This window comes from Corynebacterium lubricantis DSM 45231, from assembly GCF_000379425.1.
In the GTDB taxonomy this organism is placed as follows: Bacteria; Actinomycetota; Actinomycetes; order Mycobacteriales; family Mycobacteriaceae; genus Corynebacterium; species Corynebacterium lubricantis.
The window spans coordinates 92,720-113,479 of sequence record NZ_KB902193.1 but is presented as its reverse complement, the minus strand read 5'-3'; the positions used below and the strand labels follow the sequence as shown (position 1 = coordinate 113,479).

The window sequence follows — 20,760 nt, the reverse complement described above, 5'->3', positions numbered from 1 at the left end:
CATATCCACCTAAGTCTGCATGCCAGCGAACCAGTGGCATAATACCTCCTTGTGACTCTTCGCAAGGGCGCAGCTGCGGCCACTCTCGCATCAGCGCTACTTCTAACTTCCTGCATCTCAAGTCCGCGAACCATCGATGGTTACCGTGACAACGCTTTGGTGTCCCCTGCGACGGCCTCGGCACCTATCGAAGTGGTCGATTCCGACGCCTTCAAGGAAGAGATTGCGAAAAACGAGGAGGACTTGGACTCCCGCATTGCCATTGCCATGTACTCACCCGAGCAGCAGATGTCCTTCGGTTCGAAGGCAACAATGCCTGTTTGGTCGACGATCAAGGTCCCCATCGCTCTGGCCTCTCTGGAAAATTGTTCTTATAGCGATGAGCGTCGCGACGAGCTGATTGCTGCCTCCCTCGAGTGGTCCGACAATGATGCTGCCTATGCGCTGTGGCAATGCCTGGGGTCTGAAAGCGAAGCTCAGGAACAAGTCGAAGATATCGTCGCGGAAAGCGGAACGACCATCAAGATTGCTTCGGCCTACGGCATGACTGAGTGGTCTGTTCCTGCCCAGGCACACTTTGGCTACACGCTGACTGAGCTCGATGCCGATAATCCTGTCATCGAGGGAATGAGCAACGTGATCGACGAACAGCGCTGGGGGCTGGGCGAAATCGACAACGCGGTGTTCAAGGGAGGCTGGTCAGATACTGACGAAGGCACTTTCCATTCGCGCCAGTTCGGCTACATCGAGATCGACGGTGAACAATACGGCATTGCGATCGCCGCCGAATCCCTAACTGGATCTCAGGAAGATGCCCAGGACGCGCTCACCGAACTCGTGGACCTACTCGACCTTTAGCGGTACGAGTACGCTGATAGCCATGTCATTGACTGATACGACTATCGAGCTACTGCAGGAACTCATCAGAAACGCCTGCGTTAACGATCTCACCGGCAGTTCCGGTTCCGAGTACCGCACCGCAGAGACGCTGGAAAAGTTCTTCGCGAACACCGATGTCTCCATCCAGCGCTTCGAGCCTCAACCCGGACGCGTCTCCATCGCCTTCACCGTCGAAGGAAGCGACCCGGATGCCGAGCCGCTCACCCTGCTCGGCCACACCGACGTCGTGCCAGTCGACGAACCCAAGTGGACCCAGGACCCGTTCCGCGCGGACATCGTCGACGGCAAGATCTACGGCCGTGGCGCAACCGACATGCTCTTCATCACCGCGGCGATGGCGGCCGTGACCCGCGAGGTCGCAGGCATGAAGCCGAAGGGCACGCTGACGTTCGTTGGGCTTGCCGACGAAGAAGCGCGCGGAGGCCTGGGAGCCGGATGGTTGTCACAGAACGAACCAGAGGCTATTTCCTGGAAGAACTGCCTCTCAGAAACCGGTGGCTCGCATCTGCCGGTGCGTGACGGCTCCGACGCGCTTGTTGTGGTCGTGGGCGAAAAGGGCGCGGCACAGCGCCGGATCCACGTTCACGGCGAGCCTGGCCACGGGTCAACCCCGTATAACCGCGATTTGACGGTGGCCAAGATTGCAGAAGTCGCTCGTCGATTAGCGGCGCTTGAGCCCACCGTGAAGTCCGACTCGCTGTGGGAGGGCTACGTTCGCGCCTTCAAGTTCGACCCTGAGACCGAAAAGCAACTGCTCTCGGGTGACAACTACGAGGCCTTGGGCGATCTCGCACGCTATTCGCACGCCATGAGCCACCTGACGGTTGCGCCCACTGTGCTGCGCGCGGGCGGTGCCATCAATGTGCTGCCGTCGCACGCGTGGATCGAACTAGATATCCGCCCCCTTCCTGGTCAGACCCAGGAAGAGATCGACGAGTTGCTTCGCGATGCACTGGGCGAGCTGGCCAGTGAGGTCGAAATTGAGCACCTGATTACGGAAGATGCGACGCTGTCGCCGACCGAGGGCCCGCTCTTCGAGGCCATTGCCGAGACCTATCAGGAGTTCTTCCCCGGCGCCGCCGTGGTTCCTACTATCTCGGCGGGCGGCTCCGATCTGCGCTTTGCCCGCCGCCTTGGTGGCGTGGGCTACGGGTTTGCGCTGCATGCCAAGGAGCGCCAGTTCAGCGAGGTCTTGGAGCAGCTCCACTCTCACGACGAGTATGTGCACGTTGAGGATGTCGAGCTGACGGCGAAGGCTTACTACAGCCTGGTCACTCGGTTTGTTGGTGCGGAGGGCTAGCGCTGTCAGTTTTAGCGCCGAAACAGAGTGAGCCATTGACGGGTCAGAGCCTGCAGCACATACTCCTCATGCAGCAGATTGTTGCGGACGTAAAGGAAGTAAAAATTGCGGTCGAGGCCCATCAATAGGGCGATGAAGTCCTGGTAGCGCTGGGTGTCGTCGCTAAGCCCAGGCAACTGTCGTGCAATGCGCCTGATCATATCCAACCATTCGCTGGCCACCTGCTCGTCGGTGGACATGGCCTGCTCCATGGCGTGAAACTCCACCTTGAATTGGCTCCACATCTCCCGCATATGCTCCAGCCATTCGCGCACTGTGGTTTCGTCGTGGGCGCGAACGGCGAAGAGCTCTGCAAAGGGGAGATAGATGTCGACTTCGATCTTTTTCATCCGCACCCGCACAATATCTGACTTTTTGGAAAAGTGCAGGTAGAGGTTGGCGCGACTGAAGCCAGCTCGCTGGGCGATGGCGTTCATCGAGGTTTCGGCGTAGCCGTTTTCCTCGAAGAGCTCAAAGGCGGCATCGACGAATTTCTGCTTCGTTTCCGCCGATTGCCGCTCTTTTTGATTCATACCTCACCATTATGGCCTAGCCATTATGGTGGACGAACTTCAGCGCGTAATCAAAGATCTTGGTTACGGCGAAATCATCCTCAGCCCCGGTCGATGCGGTCCGGAGCAATTCTGCGATTTCCGCATCTGATTGGTCTGCGATCAAGGAAGCGTTCTCGCCCTCACCCAGATAGTTCCGGAAATGCTTTGCCAGCGCAGCATCGGGGACGTCTTTGAAAATGTCCCACATATCAACGTGTGCCATGGTGTTTCTCCTTTTTGCTTAAATATCCAGCACGAGCTTTTTGCTGCCGCAGCCGCGCGAAACGCAGGTCATGATGGAGTTGTTGGCATTCTTTTCCTTGGAAGTTAGAACTTGGTCGAGGTGCTCTGCTTCGCCAGAGACAATGCCCACCTCACAGGTGCCGCAGATGCCCTCACGGCACTCCGCGTAAAGTTCCACGCCGGCATTCTCCAGAGTTTCCAGCAAGGTCATGTTCGCCGGCACCTGGTATTCCACGCCGGTGGAATTGAGCTCCACGGTGAATTCTTCGTTCTGGTCAGGGTCCAGCAGCGTGGTTGCGGTGAACGATTCACGACGAACGGTATCTTCCGGCCACAGCTTCGTTACTTCGAGTACCTCGGAAGTAAAGCGGTCTGGGCCGCAAGTCATGAGTTGGATGCCTTCTTCATAGCGATCGGCAAACTGGCCGATGTCCATGCGGGTGTCTTCGTCGGAGATGTACAAGGTGGCGTTGGCACCGTGGTCGCGCACAACGTCGTCAAGGTAGCTCATCTTGGTGCGCGAGGAGCCGGAGTAGTGCAGCTCGTAATCGATCCCCTCGGACTTAGCCTCGTCAGCCATGGCCAGCATTGGTGTGATGCCGATACCGGCGCCGACCAGGATCAGCTTTTTTGCATCGGTGGAGAACCGAAAGTTGTTGCGTGGGCCCCGAACCTCAACGATGGAACCAACCTGAACGTTGTCGTGCAGCCACTGGGAGCCGCCGCGGGAATCGTCTTCACGCTGCACCGCAATCTCCCAGAAGTCTGGAGTGGCGTGGACGAGCGAGTACTGGCGGTTGAGGCCTCCGGCGTTGATCTCGATGTGTGCACCGGAAAAAGCACGTGGCAGCTTTGCTCCGTCGGTCGGCGTCAGGGTGAAGCGTCGGATCTTGTCGGTAACCTCTGTGACCTCCGTGACTTCCATCGTGCGTGTGCGCAGCGAGCGGGAGGGTCCGTTGTAGATGATCTCGGGATTCTCGCTGGAGATCGGGCCGAAGTTCTCCGGGTTCTGTGCTGCATCCCAGGTGACCTTGATGGTTTGAGGGCCGCGGAAGGACACCGATGGCAGACGCCCGTAATCCTGGTCCGGGACCAGCTCGAGGTGTGGAAGGCGCTTGAGCAATTGTTGGAGCAGTACCTGGATTTGTAGACGCGCCAGGTTGCGTCCCATGCACTGGTGCATGCCGTAGCCGAAGAGCAGGTGCTTGGTTACGTTGTCACGGTAGAGATCGAAAGTGTGTGGGTCCGGGAACATCTCTGGGTCACGGTTCGCTGCGGACGTGACCATGAGAACGCGCTCGCCGGCCGGAATGGTGATGCCGCGAACCTGCACCTCATTGAGGGTGCGGCGGCGCCACGCGTGGGAGCCACCGTTGAGGCGGAAGGATTCCTCGATCGCATTGGGGATCAGCTCCGGCCTGTCCTTCAGCAGGTTCCAGATATCTGGGCGCTCGGTGAGCATGAAAATGAGCAGGTTGGACACCGAGTTTGCGGTGGTGTCGTGCGCCGCGGTCACAGCCGACATGGTCTTGGAGCGCAGGTAGTACATCGGAACTGCTTCAGGGTCCTCGCGGTGCGCACGAATAGAGTGAGGCACCCAGCCGGCTTGCGGTTCTACCTCCTCCTGGGCCATCAGCTTGTTCAGCACGCGCTGGGAGTGCTGCCAGAACTTGCCGTTGGTCTCGGCAACATCGTTCATCGACTCCGGGGTTGGCTTGCCCCAGGTCGTGGTGGCGTGTGCCATGGAGTACTCGTGGATCTTGTCCATGTCCTCGGTTGGCACGCCCATGAACTTCAGTGCCACGGTCAAAGGCGAGATGTGCAGCAGTTGCTTGAAGATGTCCGCTTCGCCGTCATTGATGAACTTGTCGATGTAGGAATCAACAGTTTCGCGCACCATCGGCTCAAGCTTGCGCAGCTCATCGACGTTGAAGGGCTTTTCCAGCGCGCGACGACGATTGTTGTGGATCGGCTCATCGGTGTTGACAATGGTGTCGCGGAAGTCGTAACCGTAATCGTTCAGGATGGACTTGGCGTCGTCGGTCAGCGGAACGACCTTCTCCAGGGCTGTGTGCGCCGAGTAGTTGTCCGTGTCCTTGAAAATGGCCAGGCAGTCTTCGTAGCGCGTGACCACCCAGTAGCCCAGCTTGTGGGAGTAAAACACCGGCTGGTTATTGAATGCCCATTCGGTGTGCTTCCACGGGTCGTCGATAAATTCTTGCCCGAGCGCATCGAAGTCCTTGTCCGCGCCCTGACCGGGCTCCCCGAAGATTTCCAGGGCTTCGTCGCGACTGAGATCATCCATCTCACCGTTGAGGTACGGGCATTTGGTCTCAGTTGCACCGAGGTCGGTGAACTTATCGGCATTGTTGACCTGATTGATCATGTCGGCGAGAGTCGTCGTCATCTCATTGACCTTTCACATAGTGTTCCGCATCCCGCGCGTCCTGCGTCGTGGCTTATGGCACCGCCGGGAATAAGTGTGTGAGACACCACTATGGTCTAGACGATTGACACCTGTCTAGGAAAATGAATTTGATGCGACCTATAAAGATACAACAACTACCCCCTTAAGGAATAGACCTTTTAAAGGAACGTGCAGGTAGGCACGATTGATCTTTGCCAATCGACGAAAGCCCCTGCCTACCCCCTATAAATGCACTTTCACAGACTTAGCAGATCGTTGGTGAGAGCCTACTTCCCGATCTCCTCCGCCAGCGCAACGATGATCCCTGAGGGCCCGCGCAGGTAACACAGCAGGTACGTGTTTTCGTAGTTGGCGATGCTTCCCAGGGGTTCGCCGTCGACCGCCGCCAAAGTCTCCTCAATGGAGTCCACGGCGAACATGATCCGGTGCATCCCCAGCGCGTTTTGTGCCATGGGTGCAGTTTCGATCTGTGGTGGGTTCAGGTAGGTGGTCAGCTCGACACGGCTGTGACCGTCGGGGGTTTCCAGCACCGCAATCGAGCTGCGAATACCTTCCAGGCCCACGGCCTCGTCGGCAAAGTCCCCCTCGATGTCGGCACGGCCGTCCAGCCTCATGCCGAGCGCCTGGAAGAACTCCACCGCCTCGTTCAAATCATCAACGACGATGGCAACATTATCTAGTCTCTTGATTCCCATGGCCCCATCGTAAGTAGATCTCGGAATCGGTACCGTTGGGAAAATGACAGTCATCTACAACACTGCGACCACGCTCAATGGATTCATTGCCGACGAGAACAACTCTCTGCAATGGCTTTTCGACGTCCCCGGCGCGGCCGATGCCGAAGCTGATAGTGACAGTTTCTTTGCCAACGTTGGTGCGATTGTCATGGGCTCGACCACCTACGAATGGCTCTTAAAAGAGATGAAGCTTATCGACGCCCCTTCGGCCTGGACTGCCGCCTACGGGGATCGCCCCACCTGGGTGTTCTCCAGCCGTGACCTGCCACTTCCGCAAGGAACAAATATCCGTGTGATCAATTCTTCAGTGGCAGACGCACTTTCTGACATCTCTGCTTCGACCCCTGCAGGTACCAACGTGTGGGTCATGGGAGGCGGTGACCTTGCTGGTCAGTTCTACGATGCTGGCGCCCTCGACGAGATCATCCTGACCGTGGCACCGGTCTTTCTCCCCGCCGGGAAGCCGACCCTCCCCCGCCGCATTGAATCAGGCCAATTGGGTGCCCCGCAGATCCGCGAAGTGGGACAATTTACTGAGATGCGTTTTAACCTCAGGACTAAGCGTTAGGGATATCCCTACCTGCAATCAAGTACTCTAAGAGGCGATGAATCTACGGGAGAAACAACAGGCTGAGACGCACCAGCATTTTCTCGCGACCGCTTTTGACCTTTTTCGCGAGCAGGGCTACAACGCAACGAGCATGAACCAGATTGCTACGCGCGCAGGTTTCAGTCGCACCGCGCTGTATCAGCACTTCCCGAACAAGCCCGCCATTGTGCTGGAGCACCTCAGCACGGTCCGGCTGGATCTGCGCGAATTGGTACTCGAACTGGGTAAAGCGCCCGAGTACTCTGCCGAGTATGTTCGTCCTTGGTTGGAGAGCCTCGCCCAGACCTGGATTAATAGCTCCGAGGAATTCCTGGCCATCGAGCAAGCCGTCGCCGAAGACAAGCACGTCGCCCGAGAATGGCTCACCATGATAAACGCCATCGCGGAAAACTTCCCAGGAGGCGACGATTATGGCTTTCGCTTGAAATTCGTCAACCTCTTTCTGGGAACTGATCGCAGTTTCTATTTTCTCTACGGCCGGGGTTTCTTAGACAACGAAGAACAGGTAATGAAAAACCTGACCGAGCAGTGGGTCGTCGCGCTGTCTTGACCCACTGCTCGGCTGTGCTTCACTGGCGTAATTACTTGATGGCGGCAGAAACCATCGTCGACAAGCGCTGGAAGCGCTCGACATTGTCGGCCTCGTCCAAAACGCCCGAGGACAAGAATACGAACGACACATCATTTGTTGGGTCGACCCAATAGAGGGTGGAACCTGCACCGTTATTCCCAAAGGCATCCGGCGAAGTGAATGGACCGAAGAAGTTCGGTGCGTGACCCACACCGGACATGACCACGCCAAGACCGAAATTTCCCTTCGGAGGCAACCAACCACGACCCGCGTTCACACCTGCGTAGAGCTCGTTGATCATGTCACCAGTCTGGATACGGGTCGCTTCCTCAATGACCTGGCGGCCGATGAGCTGCTCGCCGTCATGCTCGCCCTTCTTGCGGAGCAGTTCAACGTACTTGAACACGTCGTCGATTGTGGTTGTTGCTCCCACCCATGGCATCTCGTTGTCACCGATGATGACATCATTCAGAATCTCGATGTCGTCAGCGGAGAGGAATCCCTCGGGGTGGACATACACCTTCAGCGGGACAACCCGATCCGCGCGCTCAGCTGGCAAGCCGAAAGCGGTTTCGTTCATGCCCAATGGATCGAAAAGGAGCTCGCGCGCAGCATCCCGGAAGTGATCATAACCGTAAACACGACGAACCATCTCCCCCAGTAGCGCATGGTTGATCGATGGCGAGTAGTTCACCTTGGTGCCAGCATCAAATACAGCATCGACAGTGGAAAGCGCCTCGATGACGTCGGCAAGCACGCCAAAACGGTCCGGTCCTAGGCCCGGATTTGGGGTCGAGGGCATTCCTGCCGTGTGAGTGAGTAGGTGCCACACATTGATCTGGTCCTTGCGCAGCATATGGAAAGGATCAGTACCCAGGAACTCCGGGATCACGTCAATCACGCGGGTCGACAGGGCAAGCTTGCCCTCCGAAAGTGCGCGGTAGACCAAGCCGTTGGTAAAGCCCTTGGACAGGGAAAGGATGCGGTAAATGTCGTCACGTTTGGACTCACGTCCGATCGCGCGCTCCGCAAATCCATAGGTGCCCTGCAGGGCAATTTCTCCACCCTGAGCGATGATGACGTTGACACCGTCGCACAGTTCGCTGTCGATATCGTGCTGAATCTGGTCTTCAACGCGCTGTAGTTGTTTTAGATCAAATGCCATGGTGTTCTCCTTAAGAAAGTTGGAATGAGTGTTATGTCGGCTTACGCGAGGAACGCGCCACCGGAAGGCGACAAGATCTGGCCGGTGTAGTGCGCACCTGCATCAGAAGACAGGAACACCAGGGTCTGCGCGATCTCCTCTGGATCAGCCACACGCTTGAGCGGCTGCATCGCCAGCAATGCCTGCACGTGCTCGTCACCGGACTGCTTGAGCAATGCGGTGTTAATGCCGGCCGGAGCAAGCGCGTTGACGCGAATATTGAAGGGAGCAAGCTCGCCTGCCGACGAGCGAGTCATGCCCACGATCGCTGCCTTCGAGGCCGGGTAGTAGGCCGGCATGGGCAAGGAAACCAATCCTGCCACCGAGGCAAAGTTAGTAATCGCGCCGCCACCGGCTTTCTTCAGCAACGGCACTGCAGAGCGGATCATATAAAAAGTGCCGTGCAAGTTGATACGAATCGCGCGGTCGAATTCTTCGTCGCTAATGTCTTCGAAGAACTCTGGATTGTAGGTCTCGCCTTTCTTGGCAGCCTCAATCATTGTGTGGTTAATGGCATCGACGCGCTCGTTTGCTTCGCGAGTGGGCATGGCCACTCCAGCTGCGTTCACAAGGATGTCCAGCTTCCCGTGATCTTCCTCGACCTGTTTGAACACTTCCTTTACTGCTGCGGAATCAGAAATATCAGCCTTGATCGGGGTGGCAGATCCATCTCTGAATTCCTGGTCGAGCTTATCTTGGGAGACATCGAGAGCGTAGACAGTCGCGCCTTCCTCGGCCAATGCCCGAACGGTTGCCAGGCCCATTCCGGAACCCGCTCCGGAAACTACGGCGACTTTACCTGCCAGCTTTTGATCACTCATGAATAATCCTGCTTTCTTGAATCTGAAATATGTACCTAATTAGCGCTCGAGGACGAGCTTGTTGCAACCCTTTGCTGCCCGGGAAACACAAATCATCATGGTGTCGTTTTCGGCCTGCTCGTCCTCAGTGAGGATGGAATCTCGGTGGTCTGCTTCTCCCGAAATGATGCGGGTCTCACAGGTTCCGCACGTGCCCTCCTCGCAGGAGGAGATCACGTTGACACCGGCACGACTTGCTGCCTCCAGAATGGACTCCTTCGCGTCCACCATCAGTGTCACACCCGTCGAGGAGAACTCGACCTCGAAAGAGGTGTCGTCACCATCGCGCTCGATCACCTTCGGAGCGAAACGCTCGAGTCGCAGGCTTCCCTTCGGCCAGTGTGCGGAGGTTTTCTCCACCGCTTGCAATAAGCCCTCAGGCCCACAGGTGTAGATCAGTGTGTCTGGTGCAACTTCGTCGAGCGCCGAAGGCAGGTCGAGGTGACCCATCTCGTCTTGTGGCACCAGCGTGACTCGGTCACCGTAGATGGCAAGTTCGTCCAGGAAGGCCATCGAGCTGCGGGTGCGACCTCCGTAGAGCAGACGCCAATCCTTGCCATCGCGTTCAGCTTCGCGGATCATGGCCAAGATTGGGGTGATGCCAATGCCACCAGCAATGAACAGGTAGCTCGGGGAATCTGCGAAGCGGAAGTTGTTTCGTGGCCACGAGACGGTCACGTTTCCGCCCTCGTGGAGCTCGTCATGCACTGCGGCAGAACCTCCACGGCCTGCTGGTTCACGCAGCACGCCCACCCGGTACGACGAGCGATCATCACAGTCTCCGGACAGCGAGTACTGGCGGACCAATTCACCAGGCAAGTGCAGGTCGATGTGTGCGCCCGGCTTCCACTGGGGCAGCTCGCCACCGTCTGGATGCTCGAGACGCAGAGAGACGACGCCCTCAGACTCGTCGATACGCTCGGCGATGCGCAGATCAAGGGTGCGCACGGTGTTCTGTTTGGAGCGCTCAATATCCTCGAGGTCCCAGTGAACGTTCAGGGAGCGACGGGCAGGAAGCAGCGCCATGCGAACAAAGTCGAGGGAATCTGGGTCATCAACGGTGACAGATGGGAGGCGCTCGAAGAGCACCTTGAGGCCGGTGGAGCCTTGGACGCGGGCCAGCGGGTTACCTAGGCACTTGTGACGGCCGGTGGAAAACGACATATGATCCTGCGGATCTGGGCGGTGAATGTCGAATTCAAATGGACGCTCTTGGTAATCCGGGTCAGTATTTACCGAGGATAGGGCGATCCACACCATGTCGCCCTTTTCAATTTTGGCACCGCTGAGTTCGGTATCGATCATCGCCTGCCGGGACGCGAAGGTCGACGAAGGGCGACGACGGACCGTCTCCTCAAAAACTCGCGGCCACAGCTCTGGTTCAAGTAGGGCATCCTGGAGCGCCTCCGGGTTCTTGTTTAAGAAAAGCACTGCATTCGCCATAGCCTGGGCGGTGGTGTCAGTGCCTGCTGCGCAGAACTCGGTGAGATGAATGGCGATCTGGTCGGCATCGAGGAAGTAGTTTCCCTCTTCATCCTTCTGAGAAGCCATGATGGAGATCAGGTCGCGCTCGGTAGACTCGCGACGTTCCTCGACAACTTTGCGCAGCTTAAGGTTGCCGTCAACGTAGCGCTCCCAGACCTCGGAGCGTTGCGGCTCGGGAAGCGGCTCCTGAGCAGAGGCGAGAACGGCGAAAAAGTCGTCGCGAAGCTGGCGAATCGTCGGATCCCAGGAGTAATCGAGGCCCATGTGGGCGAGCAAAGTCTGGGTGGTGAGCTCGAGGCAGTAGTCCTCGAGTAAATTGCCGGAACCGTTGTTTTCAAACTTGTCAATGATGCGATGCGCACGGGCTTCGATCTCAGGCTGGAGAGCATCCATGTCTTCCTGCAGAAATCCGAGCTGTGCGACGCCACGGGCAGTGGTGTGGCCTTGCGGGTCGGAACCAACAAGCACGCGCGAAATGAGCTCGCCGGAGATGAACTCCTGGTATTTCTCAGGGACTTCGATGGTCGAAGAGTTTGCAGCGGATGAGAATTTCTTCCAGTCGCCGAGGACGGTCATCGCGTCTTCGTGCTTATTGACGATCCACGCGTTCAAATACGGGTAAAAGAAGGTTGGGGTCTCCTCGCGAAACTCCGCAAAATGCGAGGCTGGGTCACGGTAGTAGGCATCGCCCATGGCATCAAAGCCATGAGCAAAGGGACATTTGGAAACGGTGCGTGAGCTCATAGGTTTTCCTTGAATCTCTGGGAGTAGCGAAAGTGTTCGTGCAACCACACCAGCTATCAGCGTGTGATGTGAGACATACTTTCACATTCGGTTTACACTTGTAAAGTGAAAACATGAAAATGGTTTCCAAAAAGCCATCTGCCTGCGGTTTTTCATTAAGGAAAGTAGCGTTGAAGGTGTAATTCCCCCGAAGTTTTTTGAGAGGAAGATCCCCATGAAAGCCGTCCGCCACGTTGGCTATAAAACTTTTCCCGAGCTCAAAGACATTGAAAAACCCACCCCAGGACCAGGTGAAGTTCTCCTAAAAGTTGCGGGAGCTGGCGCCTGCCACTCCGATGTTGCTGTCTTCAATGAATTCGAAGAAGGCCTCAATCCCAAAATGGACCCAGAGTTCACCCTGGGTCACGAAAACTCCGGCTGGGCCGAAGAACTCGGCGAAGGTGTCAAAGGCATTGAAATCGGCGCAGCCTACTTGGTGTACGGCCCGGTTGGCTGCGGAGTCTGTCGCGCCTGCACCCGCGGCCAGGACACCTACTGTGAAAACGCAGCGGACATGCCTTACTCAGGCGTGGGTCTTGGGCTCGACGGAGGCATGGCGGAATACGTCATCGCCCCGGCGCGCAACCTGATTCCGCTCGGCGATGCAGATCCCATCAATGCAGCCCCGCTCTCTGACGCAGGTCTGACCCCATACCACGCTATCAAGCTGGCACTTCCCCACCTCAACGGCGGTGGCAAGACGGCGCTCGTCATCGGCCTCGGCGGACTTGGCCTGGTCGGTGTGCAGATTCTCAAGGCACTCACCGGCGCTACAGTCATTGCTACCGACATGAAGCCAGAGGCCATGGCCGCGGCAGAAGAACTCGGAGCCGTCACCGTGCCCGGGGGCGAAGATCAGGTCGCAAAGATCCGTGAGATCACCGGCGGAAAGGGCGCCGACGCTGTATTCGACTTCGTCGGAGTTGGCGCGACCGTCAAAACCGCTATGCAGTCGGCCGCAGTTCAAGGGCGAGTCACCATCGTTGGAATCGGCGACCTCTCTACCTACGACTGGGCGTTTATGACCACCCCTTACGAAGCCGAACTAGTCAACACCTACTGGGGCACCGTCGAGGAACTCCACGAGGTCGTAGATATGTACAAGGCTGGCCAGATCAAGCCACAGGTCACCACTTATTCCCTCGACGATGCGCTCGAGGCTTACCAAGCGCTTGTCGACGGCAAGATCGCCGGCCGAGCAGTCATCGTCCCTCACGGCGAAAAGTAGAAACCTAGAGTTTCCTCAACGTCAAGGACTGATTAAGCGTGCCCACGGGGCCTTCGGCATCATGGACTACCGAGCTGGTTAATCCGATGCCGTTGGCCCCGAAAGCCACGCGGGTGTCCAATCCCATTTGAATTCCCTGCGGCTCACGGAAGATGTGGAAGGTGAGATCGACATTGGGGTACATCCACTCCTCTGGTTTTTGACGCACGGCGACGCCGTTTGCCGTGTCCAATAACTTGCAGAACTCCGCTAGCGGCTGAGCCTCCTCTCCTTCCACAAGTGGGAGTTCGGAGGTAATCCAGATCTTGTTCCGCCCTGGGCGCCGCCCCGGGGCTTGCGCGGCCTTTACGCTCGCAATAAAGCCACCAGGCCACCCCAGCTCGCCTGTAACATCTTCGCATTCTTCAAATCGAGGAAGCGCATCAAATTCTTCGCCCACAACGGAAGATGTATCGCCATTCTGCAGCAACCACGCACGCGCCCGAATCGTGGCCCTGCCAGCAATCACAGCGGTGGTTTCAATCAGTTCAATCGTGCGTCCAGGTCGAAGCACTTCGGTGCTTAATTGGATTTCCTCGCGACCAATCTGGCCGAGGATGTCCATGCTGAATCGGCTAAATGTCAACGAGGGGTCAATGTTTTCCTGACGCCAGCGTTCCATATGGTGAATTACTAAGCCTGCGACTGGCGCTAGATGGAGTTCGTCCTCTCGCCATGCACCGCTTGCATGCGCAGTGGGCATATACCGATCCTCGCCAAGTGCTACGAAGTATGAGTTTTGAGTCCCTGATTGTGTGTCCGAAGTCATAGTCGTGAGGGTAGCAAAAATCAGGGTTAGAAATTGAAAGATCCTCTTAGCGCGGTAGCCAAAAATTGGATGGACTAATTGACCATCGGGGGTACCAATCGACCTACCCTATATAGACAGAGTTGTCTTTATTAAATAGACTCCGATATTTGTCATATGTTTTCCGTTAAAAAGGATCGATCATGAAACTTCTCACTCGTATCACCGCCGCCATTGGTGCGGGAGCCCTCGCCTTAGGGCTTGCCTCTTGCTCGTCATCCGAAGGAAATGACGACACTATCCGTGTTGGCACTTCACCAGGTCCTTACTCAGTGCTCTTCCAAGATGGAATCGACCCGATCCTCACAGAACGGGGCTACACAATCGAATACACCGAATTTTCTGATCTTCAGCAGGCAACAACTGCCGTCTCAGAGGGGTCGGTAGATCTCAATGTCGATCAGCATTCGGCCTACACAGGCGTGTTCAACGAAGAGACCGGTTCTGACCTGATCAACTTCACCGAGATCCCAACAGTTCCGGCAGGCCTCTACTCCGAGCGCCATGCATCACTCGAAGATGTCGCAGACGGTCAAACTGTCGCAGTCCCTATGGATGCATCTAACCTTTCGCGCTCGTTGAACATGCTGGCAGAGGCCGGTTGGATCACTATTAATCCGGACGCAGATCCAGCCTTACTCTCGGTCAACGATATTGAGGATAATCAATATAATCTGTCGATCGAGCCCATGGATTCGGCCACAATCCCTCGCGCGCTGCCAGACATTGACTGGGGCGTGATCCCAGGGTCCATGTCTTATGCATCCAAGGTCGACCCGAATCTGCAGCTCTTCCAGGAAGAACTCCGGCCCGAATTGATTTTGGCCGCTGTTACCCGCGCGGACGAAGAGGATTCTGATTGGGTCCAGGCCGTCAGTGACGCCTACCGCGATCCGGGTTTCCTTGAGTTGGTCGAAGAAGAGAACATTAACAATTACTGGTTCATCCCAGATTCCTTGAGGAGCTAAGTAGTTCATGACTCAAGCTGCAGTTGAATTCCGCGGAGTCTCGCGGTTTTACGGCGATAGCGCTAAGCAAATCACTGCCCTCGATTCGATTAGTTTCGACGTACCTGCTGGGTCAATCTACGGAGTCGTCGGAACATCGGGGGCAGGTAAGTCCACTTTGCTCCGTACTGTTAACGGGCTGGAAACCCCTTCGGCTGGCCAGGTGACTGTTCTCGATCGAATTCCTGCTGCGTTAAATGAGTCCGAGTTACGCACGCTTCGTCGAGAAGTTGGGATGATATTTCAGCATTACAACCTGCTCAATTCTAGGACTGTTGCCGACAACGTGGCCATGCCATTGGTTTTAGCTGGCACACCGAAATCGGAGATCGACCAACGCGTCTCAGAATCACTTGAGCGCGTAGGTCTGCTTGATCGTGCGCAACATCGGCCACGCCAGCTCTCAGGCGGGCAGCGTCAGCGTGTCGGGATCGCTCGTGCATTGGTTACCAATCCTCGCGTATTGCTTTGCGACGAGCCGACGAGCGCACTCGACCCTCTGACCACTACGCAGATCCTGGATTTGCTCACTCAGATCAATGAGGAACTAGGGATTACCATCCTCATCATTACGCACCAAATGGATGTTGTCGCCCGGATCGGCGATTATGTTGCGGTGCTCGAAAATGGTGAGCTAATTGAAAACGGAACTGTAGAGAGCATCTTCTCGCACCCTCAACAATCATTAACTCGGCGATTCGTAGAAACCGTTGTACCCCAACGTATCCCGGAATCCATCGTCGAAGAGTTGCGCGACAGCGACGTAGGAACGCTTGTCCGCGTTGTTCATTCCGGCGGAGCCGCCCGTACATTGTTGCGCGATCTCGAAAATCTTGGGGTTCGCGTCAGCCTCTACCAAGCCTCCGACGCTCCCCTACGTGCTACTACTGTCGGCACGATGGTGTTGGGGTTGCAAGCCGATAGATCACGTATCGACGAAGCCCTCGAACTCCTCAATAATCGACAAGGACTCAACGTGGAGGTCTTGCCATGAGTTGGATGGAAACATTTGATACCCGCGTCACTCCGCAACAATATATAGACGCCGGTGTTGAGACCATCTATATGGTGGGGGTTTCTCTTGGCATCGGTGCCCTATTAGGTATTCCGATTGCGCTGATTCTAGTCATCTTCCGACCTGATGGGCTTCGCCCCAATAGGTTCATCTACTCGCTGACAAACCTTCTGGTCAATATTGTTCGATCGCTGCCCTTCGTGATCTTGATGGTCGCTATTGTGCCACTGACCAGGTTGATCGCCGGAACTTCGATTGGAACAACAGCGGCTCTTGTCCCACTGACGATCTACATCGCCCCGTTTATTGCGCGACTCATCGAACAGGCTTTGCTCGAAGTGGATGGCGGAATACTTGAGGCTGCAGAATCCATGGGCGCCACAATGTGGCAGACCATTCGATACTTTATGCTTCCCGAGGCTAGGGCTTCGATCATCTTGGCACTCACCACTTCTACAGTTGGTTTGATTTCGGCAACAGCAATGGCTGGTTATATCGGCGGTGGCGGTGTCGGCGACCTTGCGCTGAGCTACGGTTACCAGCAATTTGATACCTTCACGATGCTCGTTACCGTAATTATTTTGATCATCGTTGTGCAGGGAATTCAATCTCTAGGCAACTGGCTCGCCCGTCGCGCCCGCGACGCTTAGCCGTTAGCCCAAAAACCGCCGGCCCCTTATTTTCGGGGCCGGCGGTTTTCTCGTCGTGAAGCGGTGCTTAGAAGCGTGACTTATGCGGAGACCTTGTCGTCGATCTGCTCCACCTTCTTGTCTGCCACGCTGTCTTCCTTCAGCGTTGGGCGCAGCAGGAGCATCGCGATGCCGATGACCAGCAGGACGGATGCCTGGTGGACCAGCATACCGATCGACATGGTCACATCTCCGGCGAAGACACCGATGAACAGGACCAAGACGGTGAACAGTGCGATCGCGATGTTGACGCGCATGGTGCGCACGGTGCGCTGGGCCAAGCCGAAGGCGTAAGGCAGGCGTGGGAGGCGGTCGGCCATCAGCGCGATATCAGCGGTTTCGATGGCTGCTGGGGAGCCGGCCGCACCCATCGCCACGCCGATGTCAGCGGTGGCAAGCGCTGGGGTGTCGTTGACGCCGTCGCCGACCATGGCCACCGTGTGGCCGTCGGCTTGGAGTTCTTGGACGATGGTGAGCTTGTCCTCGGGCATGAGCTCGGAGCGGACTTCGTCGATGCCAAGCTCAGCGCCAACGTTGCGGGCTACGGCCTCGGCGTCGCCGGTGGCCATGACTACCTTGATGCCGCGGTTGTGCAACGCGTTGACGGCTTCGAGGGCGTCGTCGCGAATTGTGTCGGCCACAGCCACCACTCCGATTGCGTGTCCGTCGACACCGACGAACATGGCGGTCTTGCCTTGCTCATTCAGCTGCAGGATTGGAGCGTTATCTACTGCCCCATCGAGCAGGTCCGCGGAACCGACTGCGACGGTGTGTCCGTCGACGTCTGCACGGATGCCCTTGCCAGCAACGGGTTCAGCGGATTCGACCATCTCGACGTTGAGGTTGCGGGCCTCAGCGCCCTGAATGATTGCCTCAGCGAGCGGGTGCTCGGAAGCGGTTTCGGCGCGTGCCGCCAGGGTCAGTACTTCATCTTCGGAGTAGACAGGGTCGAGCACGATGACGTCGGTCAGCGATGGGCGTCCCTTGGTCATGGTGCCGGTCTTATCCACTACGACCACGTCGACCTTAGCTGCGGTTTCGAGATATTCGCCGCCCTTGATCAGGACGCCGTCACGTGCTGCGCGTCCGATACCAGCCACGATGGAGACTGGGATCGAGATAACCAGCGCGCCGGGGCAGGCGATGACCAGCAGGGTCAGGGCAAGCTCGACGTTTTGGGTGATCAGGCCGATGACAGCCGCCGCGACGATCACACCTGGGGTGTACCACTGGGAGAACTTCTCCATGAAGGTCTGGGACTTGGCCTTATCGTCCTGGGCATCTTCGACGCGGTGGATGATCTTTGCCAGGGTCGAGTCGGAACCAATCCCTTCGGCTCGCACCCGCAGCACGCCGGAGCGCAGCCAGGTACCGGCGAAGACCTCGGAGTTCTCGGCTTTCTCGGCGGGGACGGACTCGCCAGTAATCTGAGCTTCGTCGACACCGCCGTGTCCGGAGATCACGGTTCCGTCTACGGGTACCTGCTCGCCGTTGCGCACTAATACTGTGTCGCCGGGTTCGAGTTCCCAGAGCTCGAGGGTTTCGGTCGAGCCGTCGTCGTTAAGCTTCGTTGCGGTCTCAGGCGCGGCATCGACCAGGTCGGAGAGCGCCTTGCGGGTGCGGTTGAGAGTTGCCTTTTCTAGGGCGCCGCCGATGGCGAAGAGGAAGGTGACCGCCGCGGCCTCCCACCAGTTTCCTAAGATCAGCGCGCCGATGGCTGCGATGGAGACCAGGAGGTCAATGGAGATGTTTTTGATCCGCAGCGCCTGGATCGCCGACTTCACAATCTGGTAGCCGGCCACCACCGTGGCCGCAATCAAGAGTCCGGCCGCAAGATTAAACTCGCCGCCGTGGTGGGAGCCGGTAATATCGACATCCCCGGTCATAAAGGCGAGAAGTATCAGCACGCCCGAGACGATGGACACTCCCCACGTTTTCCAAAAATTCGTTGTCATTGCTCTCATCCTTACGAAGGTGAACTAGATAATTTCCTTGAACAATTCCAACGATATGGCCAGCAAGCGCACACTTCCTTGACCTAGATCAAGCACCGGCAAGATGGCTATTTACCCTTGGCATGGCGATAATCCGCGTATGCGGTTATTCCTATAACTTTCCCAGCCAAGACACTTGTGGAATACTCCGAGACATGAAAATGCGCACCGTCATTGCCGGAGTAGCTGCCGCTACCGCCATCACTTTGTCCCCTGCCGTCGCAAACGCCGATGTTGTCGACGATGCCCTCAACGCCCTGCCCGCTGGCCAGATCACCTGTGCGCAAGCTGAGCGTTACTGGACCAACGAAGCTGATTACAACAACAAGGTCGCCCAGGCTAACGCGCTGGCCATGTTCGACTCTCGCGGCAACGAGATCCGCGCAGCACTTGCTCGCGTCGACGAGGCCGCTAACCGCTGTGGTCTCAAGGGCGGAAATACTGGCAACACCGGTGGCAACACCGCGCCATCTCGCCCAGCACCGTCCCAGCCTGCGCCTTCTCGCCCGGCCCCATCCCAGCCTGCACCTCAGGGCCAAGTCATTAGCCTAGCGCCACAGGGTGTTCCTTCCGTGAACATTCCAGTCGCCAACGTCGCTACCATCCAGGTGCCTGACGTGGCCGCAATGTTCCAGGAGCTGCTGGCTACGTTCAACATCAAGCTGCCTGCAGTCTCCCTTCAGGGTTCTTCTTTCTAGTCCCCTTCTAGCTGGCCAGCGGGCCCGGCGATGAATCTCCGCGCAGACGTTTCACCACGTTTTCCGCGGAGATTAAACACATGGGCACACCCACACCAGGCACGGTCGTGGCACCCGCGTAATACAACCCGCGCACTTTCTTCGACGCGTTGCTGCCCCGGAAAAACGCCGATTGGCGCAGCGTATGCGACGGCCCGATCGCCCCGCCCCGCCAGGCGTGATAGCGCTCGGCGAAGTCTTGCGGTCCGAGCGTTCGCTTCACGACGATGCGCTCCCGCAAGTCCTCCACACCGCACCACGCGGCCACTTGGTCGATGACATCCTCGGTAATCGCTTCTACTGCAGGTGATGCCTGCTCGGCATACGCATCTCCGCGCCCAAGCCCCTCCATCGCTGGTGTGGGGACCAGGATAAACAGGTTTTCGTCGCCATCAGGTGCGGTGGACGGATCGGTTGCCGACGGCATCGAAATATAGATCGACTGCGATGAATTCAGTGGACGCTGCGCGTTCGGACCGTCGAAGACCACCGAGAAATCTTTGTCCCAATCCTTGCTAAAGAGCAGGTTGTGGTGGGTGAGTTCAGGTATTTTCCCCTTCACGCCGAGCATGACCAGCACAGCGCTCAATCCTGGTTCGCGGGTGCCGAAGTACTTCTCCGGGTAGGTGCGCTTTTCCGGTGGCAGGAGCCTGGTCTCGGTGAAGTGGAGGTCTGCGCCAGAGACCACGATGTCGGAGGCGTAAGTGTCCACGGAGGCATCTTGGCGACGCACGCGCACCCCGGTCACGTCCTTACCCTCCGTGGTAATCGCGGTGACCTCGGTGTTCAACTGGATGCTCACGCCTTGCTCGCGCGCGATTTTCTCGATCGCCTTGATCACGGCGGTGAACCCGCCCTGGGGATATTGCACGCCTTGGACCAAGTCGGTTTCACTCATGAGGTGATACAGGGCCGGAGTCCGCTCGGGATGCGAGGACAAAAACACTGCCGGGTAAGTAAGCATCTGGCGCAGACGATGATCATGAAAGCGCTCGGCGACGTACTTATCTAGTGGCCGGGTCAACAGCGTGATCAGCAGGCCAAGTCGGTCGCGGACGTCCTTATGCAGGAAGGGCCACAGCGAGGTGAAGGTGGTGTACAAGAAGCGCTCGGTGGCGATGCGATAGACATCGCTGGAGCTGTCCAAGTACTCGCGGATTTTTTCGCCGGCACCTGGTTCGATGGATTCGAAGAGTTCGGCGGCTTCATTAATTCCAGAGCGCACATCAATCGGGGCCTCCCCCTCGGAGAACAGCCGGTAGGCCGGGGTGAGGTCCACCATCTCCAGCTCTTTCTCCGTGGAGGTGCCGAAGAGGTTGAAGAAGTGCTCGAACACCTCCGGCATGAGATACCAGGAGGGTCCGGTATCGAAGCGGAACCCGTCGACGGTGAGCTCGCCTGCCCTGCCACCGACGGTGTCATTCTTCTCCACCACAGTGGTGTCATAGCCCTCGCGGGCTAGAAAGGCCGCGGTGGCAAGACCTGCAACACCGGCACCGATGACGGTGGCTTTCTTCATGGTTATCTTC

Annotated in this window: 19 protein-coding genes; 9 read left to right on the top strand and 10 right to left on the bottom strand. The window is 57.3% G+C overall.

The genetic code is table 11. The features are described from left to right. Positions 1-51 precede the first annotated feature (51 nt). Complete coding sequence (locus A37O_RS0106475; RefSeq protein WP_245533800.1) at positions 52-858, top strand: serine hydrolase; 807 nt, start codon at positions 52-54, stop codon at positions 856-858. A 22-nt stretch (positions 859-880) separates the two neighbouring features. Then, positions 881-2,200 (top strand): M20/M25/M40 family metallo-hydrolase, encoded by a 1,320-nt coding sequence (locus tag A37O_RS0106470; RefSeq protein ID WP_018296690.1) that lies wholly within the window; start codon positions 881-883, stop codon positions 2,198-2,200. A gap of 11 nt (positions 2,201-2,211) precedes the next feature. On the opposite strand, the gene A37O_RS0106465 is transcribed toward A37O_RS0106470, so the two are convergent. The 4 genes from A37O_RS0106465 to A37O_RS0106450 form a co-directional block, all read right to left on the bottom strand. Next, entirely contained in the window at positions 2,212-2,772 is a 561-nt protein-coding gene (locus A37O_RS0106465) for a TetR/AcrR family transcriptional regulator (RefSeq protein WP_018296689.1), read from the bottom strand. A gap of 16 nt (positions 2,773-2,788) precedes the next feature. Beyond that, entirely contained in the window at positions 2,789-3,016 is a 228-nt protein-coding gene (locus tag A37O_RS0106460; protein ID WP_018296688.1) for a hypothetical protein, read from the bottom strand. A gap of 18 nt (positions 3,017-3,034) precedes the next feature. Next, entirely contained in the window at positions 3,035-5,443 is a 2,409-nt protein-coding gene (locus tag A37O_RS0106455) for a cytochrome P450/oxidoreductase (RefSeq protein WP_018296687.1), read from the bottom strand. A gap of 287 nt (positions 5,444-5,730) precedes the next feature. Then, a complete protein-coding gene (locus A37O_RS0106450; RefSeq protein ID WP_018296686.1) occupies positions 5,731-6,159 on the bottom strand; it encodes a VOC family protein in 429 nt (142 codons plus the stop codon). 43 nt (positions 6,160-6,202) lie between these two features. Between A37O_RS0106450 and A37O_RS0106445 the strand changes: the two genes are divergently transcribed. Continuing rightward, the gene (locus tag A37O_RS0106445; RefSeq protein WP_018296685.1) at positions 6,203-6,769 is read left to right on the top strand and encodes a dihydrofolate reductase family protein; all 567 of its coding nucleotides are present in this window, start codon (positions 6,203-6,205) and stop codon (positions 6,767-6,769) included. 37 nt (positions 6,770-6,806) lie between these two features. Next, a complete protein-coding gene (locus A37O_RS0106440) occupies positions 6,807-7,361 on the top strand; it encodes a TetR/AcrR family transcriptional regulator (protein WP_018296684.1) in 555 nt (184 codons plus the stop codon). A gap of 31 nt (positions 7,362-7,392) precedes the next feature. On the opposite strand, the gene A37O_RS0106435 is transcribed toward A37O_RS0106440, so the two are convergent. The 3 genes from A37O_RS0106435 to A37O_RS0106425 are packed head-to-tail and all read right to left on the bottom strand — an operon-like array spanning position 7,393 to position 11,675. Beyond that, entirely contained in the window at positions 7,393-8,547 is a 1,155-nt protein-coding gene (locus A37O_RS0106435) for a serine hydrolase domain-containing protein (RefSeq protein ID WP_018296683.1), read from the bottom strand. Positions 8,548-8,588: 41 nt separating this feature from the next. Further along, entirely contained in the window at positions 8,589-9,407 is an 819-nt protein-coding gene (locus tag A37O_RS0106430; RefSeq protein WP_018296682.1) for an SDR family NAD(P)-dependent oxidoreductase, read from the bottom strand. 39 nt (positions 9,408-9,446) lie between these two features. Then, positions 9,447-11,675: a cytochrome P450 gene (locus A37O_RS0106425; RefSeq protein WP_018296681.1), complete on the bottom strand. Its 2,229-nt coding sequence runs from the start codon at positions 11,673-11,675 to the stop codon at positions 9,447-9,449. A gap of 214 nt (positions 11,676-11,889) precedes the next feature. Between A37O_RS0106425 and A37O_RS0106420 the strand changes: the two genes are divergently transcribed. Further along, complete coding sequence (locus A37O_RS0106420) at positions 11,890-12,942, top strand: NAD(P)-dependent alcohol dehydrogenase (protein ID WP_018296680.1); 1,053 nt, start codon at positions 11,890-11,892, stop codon at positions 12,940-12,942. Between the two features lie 4 nt (positions 12,943-12,946). Here A37O_RS0106420 and A37O_RS0106415 read toward each other — a convergent pair whose 3' ends face one another. Beyond that, entirely contained in the window at positions 12,947-13,684 is a 738-nt protein-coding gene (locus A37O_RS0106415) for a thioesterase family protein (RefSeq protein ID WP_281167720.1), read from the bottom strand. Positions 13,685-13,932: 248 nt separating this feature from the next. Between A37O_RS0106415 and A37O_RS0106410 the strand changes: the two genes are divergently transcribed. Genes A37O_RS0106410 through A37O_RS0106400 form a run of 3 tightly spaced genes read left to right on the top strand, consistent with a single transcriptional unit; the run spans position 13,933 to position 16,461 of the window. After that, entirely contained in the window at positions 13,933-14,757 is an 825-nt protein-coding gene (locus A37O_RS0106410) for a MetQ/NlpA family ABC transporter substrate-binding protein (protein WP_018296678.1), read from the top strand. Positions 14,758-14,764: 7 nt separating this feature from the next. Continuing rightward, positions 14,765-15,790, top strand: coding sequence for a methionine ABC transporter ATP-binding protein (locus A37O_RS0106405; protein WP_018296677.1), 1,026 nt, complete (start codon positions 14,765-14,767; stop codon positions 15,788-15,790). Then, entirely contained in the window at positions 15,787-16,461 is a 675-nt protein-coding gene (locus A37O_RS0106400; protein WP_026196196.1) for a methionine ABC transporter permease, read from the top strand. Before A37O_RS0106405 ends, A37O_RS0106400 begins: the two co-directional genes overlap by 4 nt. An 80-nt stretch (positions 16,462-16,541) precedes the next feature. On the opposite strand, the gene A37O_RS0106395 is transcribed toward A37O_RS0106400, so the two are convergent. Then, a complete protein-coding gene (locus A37O_RS0106395; protein ID WP_425386897.1) occupies positions 16,542-18,386 on the bottom strand; it encodes a heavy metal translocating P-type ATPase in 1,845 nt (614 codons plus the stop codon). A 263-nt stretch (positions 18,387-18,649) separates the two neighbouring features. Between A37O_RS0106395 and A37O_RS0106390 the strand changes: the two genes are divergently transcribed. Continuing rightward, the gene (locus tag A37O_RS0106390; RefSeq protein ID WP_018296674.1) at positions 18,650-19,192 is read left to right on the top strand and encodes a hypothetical protein; all 543 of its coding nucleotides are present in this window, start codon (positions 18,650-18,652) and stop codon (positions 19,190-19,192) included. A gap of 7 nt (positions 19,193-19,199) precedes the next feature. Here the strand turns inward: A37O_RS0106390 and A37O_RS0106385 are convergent, their stop codons facing one another. Continuing rightward, positions 19,200-20,750 (bottom strand): phytoene desaturase, encoded by a 1,551-nt coding sequence (locus tag A37O_RS0106385; protein ID WP_018296673.1) that lies wholly within the window; start codon positions 20,748-20,750, stop codon positions 19,200-19,202. Between the last annotated feature and the right edge of the window lie 10 nt (positions 20,751-20,760).